Annotated in this window: 9 protein-coding genes; 6 read left to right on the top strand and 3 right to left on the bottom strand. The window is 55.0% G+C overall.

What is annotated here, in order from left to right; translation table 11 throughout:
• Positions 1 to 144: 144 nt before the first annotated feature.
• Positions 145 to 972, bottom strand: a complete 828-nt coding sequence (locus tag HQL52_17365) for a hemerythrin domain-containing protein (GenBank protein MBF0371220.1) — start codon at positions 970 to 972, stop codon at positions 145 to 147.
• Between the two features lie 492 nt (positions 973 to 1,464).
• On the opposite strand from HQL52_17365, the gene HQL52_17360 reads away from it, so the two are divergent.
• The 6 genes from HQL52_17360 to HQL52_17335 all read left to right on the top strand — a co-directional run bounded on the left by HQL52_17360 (position 1,465) and on the right by HQL52_17335 (position 11,356).
• Complete coding sequence (locus tag HQL52_17360; protein MBF0371219.1) at positions 1,465 to 2,421, top strand: CHAD domain-containing protein; 957 nt, start codon at positions 1,465 to 1,467, stop codon at positions 2,419 to 2,421.
• Positions 2,422 to 2,813: 392 nt separating this feature from the next.
• Positions 2,814 to 4,265 carry a DUF560 domain-containing protein gene (locus HQL52_17355; GenBank protein MBF0371218.1) on the top strand — a complete coding sequence of 484 codons (1,452 nt, stop codon included), beginning with the start codon at positions 2,814 to 2,816 and terminating at the stop codon, positions 4,263 to 4,265.
• Positions 4,252 to 5,613 (top strand): FecR domain-containing protein, encoded by a 1,362-nt coding sequence (locus HQL52_17350; protein ID MBF0371217.1) that lies wholly within the window; start codon positions 4,252 to 4,254, stop codon positions 5,611 to 5,613. The genes HQL52_17355 and HQL52_17350 overlap by 14 nt, the downstream gene beginning before the upstream one ends.
• Positions 5,610 to 9,227 carry a response regulator gene (locus tag HQL52_17345; protein ID MBF0371216.1) on the top strand — a complete coding sequence of 1,206 codons (3,618 nt, stop codon included), beginning with the start codon at positions 5,610 to 5,612 and terminating at the stop codon, positions 9,225 to 9,227. Before HQL52_17350 ends, HQL52_17345 begins: the two co-directional genes overlap by 4 nt.
• 18 nt (positions 9,228 to 9,245) lie before the next feature.
• Complete coding sequence (locus HQL52_17340; GenBank protein MBF0371215.1) at positions 9,246 to 10,166, top strand: diguanylate cyclase; 921 nt, start codon at positions 9,246 to 9,248, stop codon at positions 10,164 to 10,166.
• A complete protein-coding gene (locus HQL52_17335) occupies positions 10,163 to 11,356 on the top strand; it encodes a hybrid sensor histidine kinase/response regulator (GenBank protein MBF0371214.1) in 1,194 nt (397 codons plus the stop codon). The genes HQL52_17340 and HQL52_17335 overlap by 4 nt, the downstream gene beginning before the upstream one ends.
• Positions 11,357 to 11,434: 78 nt before the next feature.
• Here the strand turns inward: HQL52_17335 and HQL52_17330 are convergent, their stop codons facing one another.
• Both HQL52_17330 and HQL52_17325 read right to left on the bottom strand, forming a co-directional pair.
• Complete coding sequence (locus HQL52_17330) at positions 11,435 to 14,548, bottom strand: EAL domain-containing protein (protein MBF0371213.1); 3,114 nt, start codon at positions 14,546 to 14,548, stop codon at positions 11,435 to 11,437.
• 463 nt (positions 14,549 to 15,011) lie between these two features.
• Positions 15,012 to 15,854 (bottom strand): Na/Pi cotransporter family protein (locus tag HQL52_17325; GenBank protein MBF0371212.1); only part of this gene is annotated, 843 nt, incomplete at its 5' end.

The following is a 15,854-nucleotide window of genomic DNA, read 5'->3' as shown; positions in this document are numbered from 1 at the left end:
GCTGACACAAGCCTTGGCTCTGGTTTAGGCCAAATCAAAAAACGTGAATTTTTTTCGCGTTTTTGTTGAGCAAGAACCTATCACGCTAGATAAGCTTCCGAATTTGGGAATGAATTCAGGCTTTTTTTCGGCAAAGATCCCCATTCAACGTATCCTGGGAGTTGTGGGCAGAAAGGGTGATACGGGATAATTTTGACGTTTCCACTCCTCTATCCCACCGATCAATTCACACGCCTTAAGCCCCTCATCCAAAAATTTTTCCAGAGCAATTTCTGTACGGGGGCCGGAGCGGCAGATGAGCACGTACCATTTATCAGCATCAAACCGATCCGCATCGAAGGTGGCCCCAAAACAGGCTTCAAACGGCCCGGTATCCTGGCGGTTTTCCAGATTGTGATCACATGGGTAGAGATGGCTGCCGGGGATAATTCCCTCCAGCTGTTCGGTTTCGGTGCGCAGATCGATGAGAACCACATTGCCAGGAGGGGCGGCCACCACCTGATGCAGTTGGCCGGCTGAAATCATTTCGTTGAAAAGCGCCTTGTGGACGATCTCCCGGGTTTCGGCCAGCTGGAACAACCCCCGATAGCGCACATCCTCCTGGTTGATGTGTTGCCGGAGCCAATCTTCCAGAAAGGATTCAAGTCGGGCAATGGCGACATTTCGGCGATCAGCCACACCTGCCTTGAGATCCTTGAGATGCAAAACCAGATGGTGATGCTGTTTGACGTGAAGGTCGAGATGGGGATAGTCGTGCTCCCGCATCATCGCCTCCTCTGCCTCAAAGTGGTGATGGGTATATTTTTCCAGGCGGGGAAAAATGGCATCCACCTGATCCCACTCATCTTCAAAGGGTTCCCGCTCCTTGAATCGTTTGGCCAGGCGGGTAAATTCCACCACATAAAAAAGCAGCCGCTGATGGTCGTTGTTGAAACGCTCGACGCCGACATCGGCAATGGTGAGTTCGGTCATTCGCGTAGTACCTCAAAAAAAAATGGCGGTAGCTGGGCAAAATAGGATCAGAACAGAATAAAAACAAGCTCAGAGAAGATTCTACCCGACAACCGATTCACAAACCACACCAAGCACCTCTCCCCCCAGCAGAAGCCCTGAGCTTCAGCATACCCCAAGCCTGGGAGTCATCCCGGCTGATTCACCATCCCTACTGGCAACACCGGGTTGTTACAATCGCCACACCAGTCCACCCCTTCCAAGCCCCCTGTCAGCATAACAAGAAACCATTGATAAACAGCCTGTTCTGCAAAAATAAAGCAAACTTTCTCCCCACCCTATTTACCTGAAATCAGGCCTGATAACCCACCAAAAAGCCCCAGCAAAGCAGCAAAACGGGGTGCCAAACCGAATCATTTGGGGTATATGAAGAGCTGTGGACCGGTTTGAACCATGCCACCCAACGCAGGATGCGAGCCACAAAGCTTTTACAGACCAAGGAGTCTCAGGCCGATGCCCAAACCCCATAATCTTCCCATGCCCATCCATGTCAGCCAGACCGTTACCGAAGCGTTTGGCCTCATCATGCGCCATAACTTCGAAGTCATGTTGAAGTGGGCGCCCATCGCCTATGACGGGCGGGATATCGAAGGGGTCCATCAGGTCCGGGTCTCCCTGCGACGGATGCGCTCGGCCCTGGTGATCTTCCGCAAAGCCATCCCCCGGGAAATTCTCGACACCTGGTCCCAGGAGATGCGCTGGGTAGCGGGTGAGCTGGGTCCGGCCCGGGATCTGGATGTCTTTATCGATGAAGGATTGGGCGCCATGACCGGAAAAATTCCCCAGGCCCAGGGGGAGGAGATCGCACAAATATTGGTGGATGGAGAAAAACGGCTGGGAAATCTCTCCAGAAAACACCGGGATAAAGCCTACACCCAGGTGCGGGACATGTTCGACAGCGACCGCTACGAGGCCTTTCGCAAAGGGTTTGACGCTTGGCTTAAGAGCAATGCCTGGTTTGATGCCGACCTGCCCGGGGATTACCGACTCAAGCTGATGAAACCCATCAGTTCCTACGCCATCAAGGTGCTCAATAAACGGCTGCTGAGGGTGATGCGGGATGGCTCCCGGATCGATGAACTCCCCATTGAAGCGCTGCATGAGTTGCGCATCGACTGCAAAAAGTTGCGCTATGCCACGGAATTTTTCAAGCCCCTCTTCGCCAAAAAAGGTATGGACCGCTTTATCGGTCGCCTGAAAAAACTCCAAGGGGTGCTGGGCACCATGAATGATGTTTCGGTGATGCCCGACCTGGTAGAGGGTATTTTGGAGGGGGCCGACTCCCCGGCCAACCACTATGCCGGGGTGCTCATCGGCTGGCGGGCTCGCCAATATGAGGCGATCAAAGGAAAACTGGGTGCCTATTGGGAAGATTTTGCCAACTCCGAACGACCCTGGCTGGCGGAATAGCCTCCCGGCAGCCGATATTTACCCCCATTCAAGAGAGATCCCACCCCCTCCTCCCGGCCATCGATCCCAATTTTTCTCCCCTGGATGATGGATCTTAAGTGAACCGGAGGAGTGGAGGGGAAGGCAATCCCCCCTGGTCAAATCGATATCCAACTTAAAAACAGGCTGTTGTCCCACATTCCCATCCCTTCTGGCCTGAGGGGGCCTTTTCACCCCCATTTGGCCTCTCTCTCCTGTGGAGCGATCCAAAAAAAGGCCTGATTTTCACACCAAAACAAGATATCCATCGGCAAAAGGGTGTATCCTGTTAACTGGGGGAGAGAATTTTTGGTCCGTCAGGTGGATGAACCACCCTGCCCCACTCATTCCATTTTTCAGGTAGTGGCTGGCAGATGACAAAAAAAACCCATGACAGACCCCAACGAGGCTGGAAGAGGGCGATTATCGCCACGGGCCTTGTGAGTTTGGGACTATTTTCAGGATACGGTCATACCGCAAGCCTGGAAAATTCCCCTGCCACAACCACCACAAAAAACAGCCCGCCAGGCCCGCAACAGGAAAACCAAGGGGAAACCGTCCGACAAAAAGCCCGGGAGCTGCTTGAAAAAGGGGATGCCAAGGGAGCTTTGGCGCTGTTACTTCCTCTGGAGGAGTCGCTGGCAGGCATGGCCGACTATGACCAACTCTTAAGCCAGGCACTGCACGAAACCGGTCAAGGTCGGCGCGCCCTTTTTGCTCTGGAGCGGATGTTGATCACGGATTCCAACAACATCCGGACACACCTCCTGGCTACCCGCATCCATGTGGAGCTGGAGCAGTTCGACTCTGCCAATCTCAATCTCAACCAACTCAAAAAAAGACAGCTCTCCGCCGCTGAAAAACAGGAGATGGCCGATCTGAAAGCGCAGATCCCCTCAAAAATCCCCAAAAAAAGCCCCACCCGCTGGCGGGGACATCTAAAAACCACGCTGGGCTACGACAGCAATGTCACCGGTGGCCCCGATGTGGATGCGCTGCTGATTCCCGGCATCGACCCAGTCAACCTCACCAGCCTGGGCACCCTCTCCGCTGACGACGATCTCTTTGGCTCTCTTTCCGGCAGTCTCCTCTTCATCCACCCCGTTACACAAAAAACCGCTCTGTTGGGGGGGATCGATTTTTTTCAAAACAGCCACACCAGCCGTCATGATAACGATGAAGGCTACGGCAACCTGCACCTGGGCATTTCCCACGAAACCGGTCGCAACCTCTACTCCTTGACCGGTCTGGCCCAGGCCTATCTGGACGATGAAAAACTCTACCGCCAATTTTGGGGGGGGCAGCTCCTCTGGCAGCATCGCCTCAAAGCAAACCAATGGGTGAGTTCCCATCTGCGCTATCTGGACTATACCTATCCGGACTATCCCGTGGATGATGCCCGGGAGCTGGCCGCAGGTATCAGCCACCAGATCGAGTTGGGTGAAACCAGCGGTGAAAGCCTCCTCTATTATGGCCTCCACGGCGGTGTTCAGTGGGAAAAAACCGCTGGCAGGGATTTTTTGGGCAATCAATATATTGGAGGGCATGTGGGGGGATCCCATCGCTTCACCCCCTCTCTGTCGATCTGGGGTCGGGCCTATGTGGAGTCCATCGAATACGATGCCGAGGAGACCCTCTTCTTTGAAACCCTGGATGAGACGCAGTGGATTTTCGATGTCGCGGTTGATTATGCCTTCTCTAAAACGTGGTCTCTCTCTCCCTCCTACCGTTATCTCCGCAACAAGGCCAACATCGGTTTGTCCGACTACGACCAACACCTGGTCGGACTCTCCTTAACGTGGAGTTTCAGCCATGGACCCAATTGATATCGGCAACCGTTGGCGTGTTCCCCTGATCATATGGATTGCGGTGGCCTCTCTGCTGCTGCCCTGGCCTCTGCACGCCCAGGAAAAATCCATCGATCAAACCATCGCTGCCAAGGTATTGGCCGCCAGGGGAGAGGTACATGCCCAAGAGGTTGATCAGGCCCCCCGCCCCCTGAAACGGGGGGCTCTGGTGCATAATGGCGAAACCATCGTCACCGGTGCCGGGGAAGCCCAGATCCGCTTTACCGATGGGGCGATGTTGACCCTCTATAAAAACACCCGGTTTGCCATCGACGACTATCGCTACCAAGCCCCGGGAGTGGATACCAACCGCGCCCACATGAGCCTGATCAAAGGGGCGATCCATACCTTGACCGGCAAAATCGGCAAAAACCGACCGAGAGAATATAAACTCAAAACCTCCCTGGCGATGCTGGGCATCCGGGGTACCGATTATACCGCCCTGCTTGCCAAAACGCTGCATGTGAGCGTCAATGATGGTGCCGTGGTGTTGCAGAATGACGGCGGGGAGCTGGTGGTGGAAGCGGGACAAAATGCCCTGGTCACTACCCTGAAAATGGCTCCCAAACTGACCAAAAAACGTATCAGTATTGATCTGTTGACGATTGGTGAGGCCCCTTTTCAGCATGGAAAAGGCAAAAACAGTGACAACGAAGAAGATGACAATGAAGGAGATGACAACGAAGGAGATGATAACGAAGGAGATGACAACGAAGGAGATGACAAACCAGGACAAGAAGGGAACGAAAAAGAAGGGAATGAAAAAGAGGAAAATGAAAAAAACGAGATGGACGATGACGAGGGGGGATTGAACAAGACCTCCTCTGACGACGATGAAATGCATAATGAATATCAGAACCGTGATCACGAACAAGAGGGTGGCTTTGATGATGACGATGACTTTGGAATGGATGCTTCCAGCCAATCCTCTTCTGCACCGGCTCCCGCTGAAGCGCCTCCACCATCCGCACCACCTCCCCCGGCACACATGGATAATGATGACCTTCGGCACGAAATTGAAGATGGAGAAGAGGAACCAGATGATGGCGAGGAACCTCCAGGTGACGAGGAGCCTGGTGATGGCGAGCCCCCAGTTGGCGGAGAGCCCCCACCGGATGGTGAACCGCCACCAAAAGCCAAGAGCACTTCAGAAACAGATGGCACCCCCCTGATCCAAAGAGGGGCCAGGCCGCCAAACAGAAAAGGGCCTCCGCCACCCAGGCTGCACAAGCCCCGGCCAAAGGGAGTGCTCTCCCCGGGCCAGCACCATACCTTGGGAGCAATCGGTCATCCGACCCCGGCAAACCCGGAACCTTTGCCCCGATGAAGCTGCTGCAAAAAACAATCACGCTGCTGCCACGCCGATTTTCCTTCTGGATTTCGGCGCTACTGGTGGCAGCTGCGTGTTTTATCCAGTGGACCAACCCCTCATTTCGGGAAAAAATCACCCACTTTGCCTTTGACCAGCTTCATCAACTCCATCCCAGGGACTACCCTACTGACATACCCATCCGGGTGGTGGCTCTCGATGAAAAAAGCCTGCTGGAGATGGGGCAATGGCCCTGGCCCCGCACCTGGTTGGCAGAGATGGTGGATCGGCTGGCTGAAATGGGGGCGCAAACCATTGTCTTTGACCTGCTGTTGGCCGAACCGGACAGAACCTCCCCCCAAACCGTAGCCGCTCTGTGGCCCCTCCATCCGAAACTCACGGAAATTTTGGAGCAACTCCCCGATCACGACCAACAGTTGGCCGAGAGCATCTCCCAGGCCCGGGTGGTGACCGGATTTCAGATCGTCCCGGAACAGGAAGGGAGCCGCTGGCCCGAAGCCAAGGCCCGTTTTCCAGGGTTTGGCGGGGATGCCCGGGAATTTTTGGCCCCGGTGGAAGGGGTCATTCCAAATCTATCGCTCCTGGAAGCCGGCGCCAAAGGGATCGGGGCCATCAGCCAGCACGTCTGGGATGTGGGCGGCACCATCCGCCGCATGTCGCTGCTTTTCAAATTGCAGGACGACCTCTTCCCCTCCCTGGGGCTTGAATCAGTACGGGTTTTTTTCGGGCTCGACAACCTGCCCATCACCACCCTTTCCCCGGAAGAAGCCCGCTTTTCCCCAGTACAACCCGGTATTCGTGGGCTGCAGCTGGGTCCAGCCTTCAGACCTCTCTCAGCCACGGGACAGGTGTGGCTCCATTTCAGGCCCTTCAACCCTGACCGCTATCTCTCCGCCGTGGATCTGCTCCAGGGCGAGGTCGATCCCGAAGAGGTGGAAAACCACATCGTCTTCATCGGCACCACCGCCAGAGGCCTTTTGGATAACGCCTATATCCACTCCCCCCTGGGAGAGTTGATCCCCGGGGTGGAGGCCCACATACAACTGGTGGAGCAGTTGATTGAGGGGAGTTATCTCCTGGAGCCTGCCTGGTGGGATGACATTGTGATGCTGCTTCTACTCCTCACCTGGGGGGGAAGCGCCTGGTTTCTCACCCACAATCGCCCCCGCTGGTCCATGGGGCTGGTGGGGCTGGTTGTGGTGGGTATATTTCTGGGGGCGTGGCTGCTTTTCACCCAATCCCTGCTCTTTGTCGATCCCCTTTTTCCGGTCATGGCCATCGGGATTATCTATCTCACCCTGCTCTTGCCACAATATTTTCGTGCGGAGCGGGAACGGCGTCTGAATGCTGCCAAAAGCGCTTTCATGGCCAACATGAGCCACGAAATCCGCACCCCCATGAACGGCATCATCGGTCTCTCCTTTTTGGCCCTGCGAGCCAATCCCGATCCCCAGATACAGGATTATCTGAAAAAAATCCGCTCCTCAGCCTACGCCCTGCTGCGCATCATCGACGACATCCTCGACTTTTCCAAAATAGATGCCGGACGCATGTCCATGGAGCAGGTTCCGTTTCGCTTGGAAGAGGTGCTGGAAAATCTATCAGGTGTGCTCAATGTCAAGGCTGCTGAAAAAGGGCTGGAGCTGATTTTCAACATGGCTCCGGGGCTGCCGGAGCAGGTGGTGGGGGATCCGCTGCGCCTGGGCCAGATATTGATCAACCTCACCAACAACGCCATCAAGTTTACCGACAGCGGAGAGGTGATGGTGGGCATTCGCCAGCGGGGAGAACCCTCCCCTGGCGCCGAGGCCATTACCCTGGAATTTTCGGTCACCGACACCGGAATTGGCATCACCCCGGAGCAGATGCAAAAACTTTTCAAACCCTTTTCCCAGGCAGACGACTCCACCACCCGGCGTTTTGGCGGCACCGGTCTGGGCCTCACCATCTCCAAACAGTTGGTGGAATTGATGGGGGGAGAGATTCTCGCTGAAAGTGAGGCGGGGAAAGGCAGCACCTTTCGCTTTTGGGCCTCTTTCAAAATAGCCGAGACGCTCGATTCTGCCCAAGTCAGCGCCCAAAAAGGCCAGATCCGGAATCTCACCGGCTTGCGGGTGCTGGTGGTGGATGACAACAGCTGTGCCCGGCAAGTGCTGGCGGAAATGTTGGGTAGCATGGCCTTTGAGGTCACCACGGCGGCTTCCGGTGAGGAAGCGTTGGAGCTGATGGCCGATCAAGCCGATGGGGATCCCTATCAGCTGGTATTGATGGATTGGAAAATGCCTGGCATCGACGGCATCGAAGCCACCCGGCGCATTCGGGATACGAAGAAAACCGATACCGAAGCCCCCACCGTGCTGATGGTCACCGCCCACGGTGAGGAGGATACCAAGGAAAAAGCGCTCAAAGCAGGCGTAGAGGCCTTCCTCCAAAAGCCCGCCAGCCCCTCGATTTTGCTGGATGCGATTCTTAACTCCATGGGTCACGATGGGCTACGGGAAAGCCACAAACAGGGAGAGGATGGCGGTGGCATTTCGCCGCTTACGGATCACCTGGGTGCCCGGGTATTGCTGGTGGAAGACAATCCCATCAACCAGGAGGTGGCCAGTGAACTGCTCCGAGGCGCAGGCATGGTGGTGACCGTTGCCGAAAATGGCCGACTGGGGGTGGAGCAGGCCAACGCCCATCCCTTTGATCTGGTGTTGATGGATATGCAGATGCCCGAGATGGACGGCTTGCAGGCCACCCGAAAAATCCGCACCAGCCTCTCCAAGGAGCAACTACCCATCCTGGCCATGACCGCCCACGCCCTGGAAGGCACCCGGGACGAATGCCTGGCGGCTGGCATGGACGATTATCTGACCAAACCCATCGACCCGATCCTGCTGATGGAAGCCCTCAAACGCTGGATCAAACCAGATCCACAAAGGGCCAAAAAAGTTCGGGAGGCCGCAAATCCCGACATCCCTGCTTCCCAAGAGCCATCGACCCTCCTGCCCACCGTCCTGCCAGGGGTGGATATCGAAGCAGGGTTGCGCAAGGTCAACGGCAACGCCACCCTCTTCAAAAAGCTGCTGATTCAATTTGGCGATACCTTCAGGGGAACCAAACAGGCACTCTCCCGGGCCGTCGTGGGAGAAGCCTGGGAGGAGACTCGACGCATTGCCCATACGGTCAAAGGGGTGGCGGGCAATCTGGGGGCCACCCCCCTGCAAACCGCAGCACTCAACCTGGAAACCGCCGTCATGGAAGGGCAGTGGCAGCAACTACCGGAAATCCAGGCCCACTTTACCCGGCAGCTGGAACAGATCCTGACGACATCCAACCACTTGCGGGAAGCGGCCTGCCGCTCCACACTATCCCCTCCCGATCAGCCTCAGGATTGGCAGGCCCAGTTGGAACTCCTGGATAGAATCCGCACTCAACTGGTAGACAATCTACTGGTGGAAGAGAGCGATCTCACCCAACTGGAAGAACAGATTGACACCTCCCTGGATGGGGAGATACGGGAGTTGATCCACCTGATCGAAAATATCGCCTATGACGAAGCCCTGCCCCGGCTGGATGCATTAAAACAATCCATCGCCGAGCGGCAGGCAAAAGCGGACTAGGGAAAGAGGAGTGGTATCATGGCTGAATCCAGCAGCGCACGCATCCTGATCGTCGATGACATGCCCATCAACATCAAGGTGCTCTCAGACCATCTAAAGCCCTACTATCAGATCCTGGTGGCCACCAACGGCCCCAAGGCCCTTCAGATCGCCAACGACACCCCTCCCCCCGACATGGTCCTCCTGGATATCATGATGCCGGAAATGGACGGCTATGAGGTGTGCCGCCAGCTCAAGGAAAATCCCGCGACCAAAGAGATCCCCATCATTTTTGTCACGGCCCTGACGGAAACCGAAGATGAAACCCGGGGGTTGGAGATGGGGGCGGTGGATTACATCACCAAGCCCTTTCAACCGGCCATCATCCGAGCGCGGATTCACAACCACCTTGCCTTGAAACGCAAGGTGGATCTGTTGGAATCCATGGCTTTTCTGGATGGCCTGACGGAGATCCCCAATCGGCGTTTTTTCGACCACGCCTTCGAGCGGGAGTGGAAAGGGGCGGTCCGGGAATCCACCTCCCTCTCCCTGATGATTTTGGATATCGATTTTTTTAAAAAGGTGAACGATACCCACGGCCATGCCGCTGGGGATGAATGTCTGAAACAGGTCGCGGCGTCACTGGCCAAGGTGATCCAGCGACCTGAAGATATTTTGGTGCGCATGGGGGGGGAAGAGTTTGGGGTGCTGCTCCCCAACACCGCAGGCCCCGCCGCCAGACGCCTGGCTGAGCAGATGCGTGCCAATGTGGAAGCCACCCGCATTCAGCCCATCTTCAGCGAGGCTGTTTTGCAGGTTACCATCAGTATCGGGGTCGCGACTATTTTTCCCGATAAAGCCTCCAATTCCAAACTGCTTTTCGAAACCGCCGATGCAGCGCTCTATGAGTCCAAGGAGGGGGGGCGCAATCGAGTGACGTGTCGGGATCTGGAGCCATGACAGCAAGATCCCCGGAGCCCGATACCCAAGCTTCTGAGAAGCCCCAATCCCCAGGGAACCAGGGGGATGAGATTTCCGGGATCGATGGCCGACGGGTGCTGATCGTCGATGACATGCCCATCAATCTGCGGGCGCTTTCAGACACCTTGAAGAGCCATTTTGAAATTCAGGTCGCCACCAACGGCCCCAAAGCCCTTCAGATCGCCACCTCCTCCAAACCGCCGGATTTGATCCTTCTGGACATCATGATGCCCCAGATGGACGGCTATGAGGTGTGCCGAAAGCTCAAGGAAAATCCCGCCACCCGGGAGATCCCGGTAATTTTTATCACGGCGCGAAACCAGGAGGAAGATGAACTGCAAGGGCTTCAGCTGGGAGCAGTGGACTTTATCACCAAGCCCATTCGCCCCGCCATTGTCCAGGCCCGCACCCGAACCCATCTGGCTCTGCGCGCCCAGCAGACCAAACTGGAGGAAAAAAGCCAAAAGCTGGCCCAGCTGAATGAAATCAAAAACCGCTTTCTCGGCATGGCTGCCCACGATCTGAAAAATCCGCTGGCCACGATTCGGGGGTTCAGTGAATTGATGCTGGAGGTGGACGATCTCACCCAGGAGGATCGCCAAACTTTTTTGGAAACCATCCATCGGGTCAGCAACCAGATGCTCAACCTGGTAACCGATCTGCTGGATGTCTCGGTGATCGAGAGCGGGCGATTCACCCTGGAGCCGAAGCCGGGGGATCTGTCGGCACTGCTGGATTTTCGGATTCACCTCTTGACCCTGGCCGCCGAAAAAAAAGAGATCACCCTGGAACGGGAGCTGCCAAAGCTCCCCCTGATTCCCTTCGATGCCGAGCGCCTCTCCCAGGTGGTGGACAATCTCCTCACCAACGCCATTAAATTTTCCAAACCTGGCACCCAAATCCGGATTTCCGCCAGCCACCGCCCCCCCTGGGTCGATTTTTCCGTATCTGATCAAGGCCCGGGAATCCCTCCCCAGGAGCGGGAAAAACTTTTTAAACCCTTCCAAAAACTCAGCATCAAAAGCACCGCAGGGGAAAAATCCACCGGCTTGGGACTGGCCATCGTCCTCAAAATCATCGATGCCCACGGGGGCTATGTGGAAGTGGATAGCGAAGTGAACAAGGGGACCACTTTCACGGTCTCCCTGCCTGCTCTGGAAACATCCTGACAGCAACAAAAATCCCTGGGGTACAGCAATGGGTGTGCCTTTGAAGCTGGGCATACCCCTTTGGTCAAGAAAGAAAAATCAGATCGGGGTTTGGATAAATTTCAGGAAATCCGCCTCAGGCAGGGGACGGCTGAAAAAATAGCCCTGGAGTTCATCACAGGTAATGTTATCGAGAAAAACCGCCTGATCCTCGGTTTCCACCCCTTCCGCCACCACGTGCAGTCTCAGACTTTTGGCCATGGAGACGATGGCTTGGACGATGGCGGCATCATCCGGATCGGTGGTGATATCCCGGACAAAGGATTGATCCACCTTCAGGGATTGAATGGGAAAGCGCTTCAAGTAGCTCAGGGAGGAATAACCAGTACCAAAATCATCCATGGCGATGGAGATGCCGATCTCCCGTAAGCGGTTTAATGTGGCAATGGCCTGCTTTTCATCCAGCATCATCATGCTTTCCGTCACCTCCAGCTCCAGCCATTTGGGTTCGAGGCCGGTTTCCTGAAGGGTTTTTTCCACCAAATCGTGGAGATTTTTTTGCTGGAACTGCCGTGCGGAAAGGTTGACCGCCACCCGCAAGGGTACACCGGTCTCCTCCATGCATCTTTTGTTAAAGATACAGGCACTGCGCAAAATTTTCTCGCCCATGGGAATAATCAGCCCGGTCTCCTCCGCCAGGGGAATAAAGTCCGCCGGGGAAATCATTTTGCCATCAGCCCGCTGCCAACGTACCAGGGATTCCATACCGACGATTTTGCCAGTGGAAAGAGAGAGCTTGGGCTGGTAGTGGAGCAAAAATTCATCGGCATCCAGCCCCAGGCGCAGGTTTTTTTCCAGCTCAGCCCGCTTGATGGAGTTGGCATTCATCTGGCCTTCAAAAAACTTGAAATTACCCCGACCACTCGCCTTGGCGTGATACATCGCCACATCGGCAAACTTGGTGATGGTATCGAAATCCCCGCCATCATCCGGAAAAATTGCGATCCCGATACTGGCTCCAATGTGGGCCTTGTGCTCATCCAGGGGGACTGGCTCCATCAATGATTTGATGATATTGCGGGCGATGGGGGCGGCTTCTTGTGGACCATCAAGGTCGGCCAAAATGACGGTAAATTCATCGCCACCCAGGCGGGCGACGGTATCCGATGAGCGGACGCACTCGGTGAGACGCCGAGCGACCACCTCAAGCAACATATCCCCGGCAGCATGGCCCAGGGTATCGTTGACATTCTTGAAGCGATCCAGGTCGATAAAAAACACGCCGACCCGTTTGTGGTAACGTTTGGCCGCTTCGAACTCATGAAGTAGTCGATCCCGAAACAGCATGCGGTTGGGCAGGCTGGTCAGGGGATCATAAAAGGCCAACTGTTCCAACCGCTGCTCCGTGGCCTTGATGTGACTGATATCGGTAAAAATACCGACATAATGGGTGATCACTTCATCCGGGGTGTGGACGGCGTTGATGGTGAGCCATTTGGGATAAACTTCACCATTTTTTCGGCGGTCCCAAATCTCGCCGGACCATTTGCCACTGTTGGTGATTTCCGTCCACATTTGATCATAAAAATCCGCGTCGTGCCGCCCCGACTTACCGATCCGGGGATTTTCACCCAGGGCCTCCTCCCGCTCAAAACCGGTAATGTTGGTAAAAGCCTGATTGACATCAATGATGATCCCCCTGTGATCGGTGATCAAAATCGCTTCACTGGCGTTTTCAAACACCTTGGCTGCCAGTTTCAACCCCTCCTCGGCGCGGATGCGTTCGTCTATTTCGTGTTGCAGTTTAAGGTTGGTGTTTTCCAGCTCACCAGTGCGCTCCCTGACTCGCATTTCCAGCTCATCGTAAGCCTTCTCCAGGGCATCCTTGGCCTGTTTACGCTCGGTGATGTCGTGGAGAATACCGGTAAAATAGGTTTTGCCACCGACCTGGTAGGAGCTGACTGAAAGATCCAGGGGAAATTGCCCACCATCCCGGCACACCCCCATCACCTCCCGAATGGAACCGATAATTTTGCGCTCCCCGGTTTTGAGATGGTGTTTCAGGTAGCCGTCATGTTCCTCCCGGAAGGGGGATGGCATCAGTACACTGACGTTCAGCCCCACCAGCTCCCCCGTTGGATAGCCGAAAGTGTTTTCCAACGCCGGATTGACCGACTCGATGATCCCCTTTTCATCGATGGTGACGATGCCGTCCACGGCATTATCCATGATGGCCTGGATCCGGGAGGAGCTACGCAATAGCTTGCGGTGCTGGGCAGAACTCCAGAGCACGACCATCAGAGTGATCAGGAAACCCAATAACGAGGAAATAATGGTCAACCAGAGCATGCTCTCCCGATGCTTTTCGGAACGCTGGGAAAGCTCGGCCATGGTCTGATTCATGGCCTGATCGGCATTGGAAACGATCTCTCTGAGCAGTGGTTCGATCTGCTCCACGGAAAGACGCATCTCCTTGGTGTGTGCGATGATCTGGTCATTCTGGGCCACCAACGCCAAAAAACCCTCCTGATAGTCGATCATGAGCTGCTGAAACTGCGCGACCTCTTCGCTTTCCAGGGGAGCATTGTTAATAAAGCGGTCGAGGGCCTGGATTTCAGACTTCACCTTGCGGACATATTTTTGATCCCCCCGAAGCAGATAATCCTTTTCCCGGCGTCTTAAGGAGAGAATATCCTTTTCCAACTGCACTCCGATCAGCGGTAATCGGTGGGCCAACAGATCCGACATCGACTCCATCTTGTGTACCGCCTGTCGAAATCGCCCCTGCAGACCCGAATCGTGATCAAGCCCCTTTTCCCGCCAAGCGTTGGCAATGGCCAAAAATTGCTTCAGATAGTTTGCCATCAACCCTCGAACCCGCTCAGTCTCCTCCCCCCCCAAGCCTATCCCACGATCCAAAGATCCGGCTACAAACTCAACCTGCTCCACCTTGGCCTGCACTTGGCTGACGGCAAACCAATCCTGGATGAGAAAAAATTCCGCTTCAGCCTGGCGTGCTTCCAATACATAGCGTCGAATGTCCAAGGCGGCATCCTTACGGGCCTGCACCTGATCCCAAAGATAGCGGTACTCCTCCTGGGAGCGTTCCAGGACAATCTGGTGACGCCAGATGACGAACAAAAACAGAGCCACCACCAGCATGAAGCCCATGCCGACCTTGGTGCCAATGGAGCCTTGATTCTGATGTGCCATACGTGATCCATCCCGAGGTGATCGATAATTGTGTTGAAAATTGGGTTAGTTGGCCCTATGCAAAAATCCAGCACGGAAAATGATGAAAAGTGTCGCGCTCTTCCGATTTTTTCCGATTGAAAGGAGCAAGAAAACCCCACCCCCTTGCAATGCGTGGCTCAAGAACTCTTTTCCGGAAGCAAAACTCGATGAATGATACTGACAATTCACAAATTTTCCTACCCGTTTTTCATCTCTGTTGCCTGTTCTCCAGCACCTGACACCAAGGCCTTTTTCCTGCTGTTCAAGGAGCCCCCTGCCTACAGTTCAAGGATCCCCCCGTATCTACAGACATTTTTTACTGATTTAAGATTTTGAACTGGATTGCAGAACAGAAAATCCATACCGACAACAAAAAAACCCGCACCAATTAAAACGGTGCGGGTCTCCCATTCCGGGAATGTCAGTGTAGGTCGGATTTGGTTCAGGAAACCGCTTTCCAGGCAGCGGCGTCCTCGGTGCGGGCCACCAGCTTGGAAATCCGTTTGGTGTGATAGTAGATCCGTTTCAGGTTTTCACGGATATCCATCTGCAGGGTATAGGTGTTCAAGCTGTCCACTGCTTCACCACTCTGCAGGGCCTGCATCTGCTTGGCCCGGCTCTGGGCATCCATACTGCTGATTTCATCCTTCATGTTCATCACCATCTCAGCAGCCTGGCGATTGTCGGAGACAAAAGCGGTCACCGAGGTTTGGAAGGCTTTTTTCACGGCTTGGTGATATTCACCCAGGGCACCGATCACTTCATCAGAAAGCTTGATGTTGCCGCTGGCGCACACTTCGGCCAGATGGGAGAGGTTGTTCTCGATGATGTCGCCGATGGACTCCATCTCACTGGTGGCGGTGATGGCAGCCATCACTTCGTCAGCGGTGTGGGCCGGAATGTTTTGGCTACCCACCTGGGAGAGATAGTGGGCGATGGCATCGTGAATTTCATCCACCCGGTCATCCAGTTGGCGAATCTCTTCCATCTTTTTGAGATCCCCCTTGAAGACCGCGTCAGGCACATCGTTGATCATCTGCTCCAGAGTGTCGGCCATGATGTTCATTTCACGGCGGACCATACCGATGGCCAGGGCCGGGGTGGTGAGCAGATTGTCATCCAGATATTTGGGCTTGTAAGCTCCGGAAACAGCCCCTTCGGCGGCGAGTTCGGCTTCGGTCTTGTCGGGCACAACGGCTTCGCAGAAGCGGGCAAAGAGCGTTCCAAAGGGAAGGAAGACCAGGGCCATTACCACATTGAAGATGGTGTGGGCGTTGGCGATCTG

Source organism: Magnetococcales bacterium, assembly GCA_015232395.1.
In the GTDB taxonomy this organism is placed as follows: Bacteria; Pseudomonadota; Magnetococcia; order Magnetococcales; family JADFZT01; genus JADFZT01.
This window is presented reverse-complemented; position numbering and strand designations above follow the sequence as displayed.